Annotated in this window: 1 pseudogene; it reads left to right on the top strand. The window is 44.7% G+C overall.

Annotated elements, in window-relative coordinates:
* A pseudogene (locus tag R7E78_RS28075) lies at positions 1-615 on the top strand (error-prone DNA polymerase); the annotation flags it as partial.

The raw sequence follows: 615 nt of genomic DNA, 5'->3' as shown, positions 1-615 counted from the left end.
GTTGGTGGAACAAGGTAAAGAGCGTCGCTTTCCTGAAGGCGTGCCGGAGGACATCAACCAAACCATCGAAAACGAACTGAGGTTGATAGACGACCTCACGTACCATTATTACTTTTTAACCATTCATGACATCGTCATGTTTGCTAAACAGCAAGGCATTCTTTATCAAGGTCGAGGATCAGCGGCGAATTCCGTCGTGTGTTACTGCTTAGAAATCACCGCCGTAGATCCAAGACAAATCTCTGTCTTGTTCGAAAGATTTATCAGTAAGGAACGCAAAGAGCCACCAGATATCGACGTTGACTTCGAACACGAGCGCCGTGAAGAAGTCATTCAATACATTTATAAAAAATACGGACGTGAACGTGCCGCTCTTGCCGCAACAGTGATCAGTTATCGCTTCAAAAGTGCGGTACGTGAGGTCGGAAAAGCGTTAGGTATTGAAGAGACCCAATTGGATTTTTTCATCAAAAATGTTAACCGCCGAGATCGTAGCCAAGGTTGGCAAGCACAAATTATTGAGCTTGGTTTGCAACCGGAATCGCTCAAAGGTCAGCAGTTTATCCAACTGGTGAACGAGATTATTGGTTTTCCTCGTCATCTTTCTCAGCATGT

It is taken from the genome of Vibrio sp. YT-19(2023) (assembly GCF_033337395.1).
This window is presented reverse-complemented; position numbering and strand designations above follow the sequence as displayed.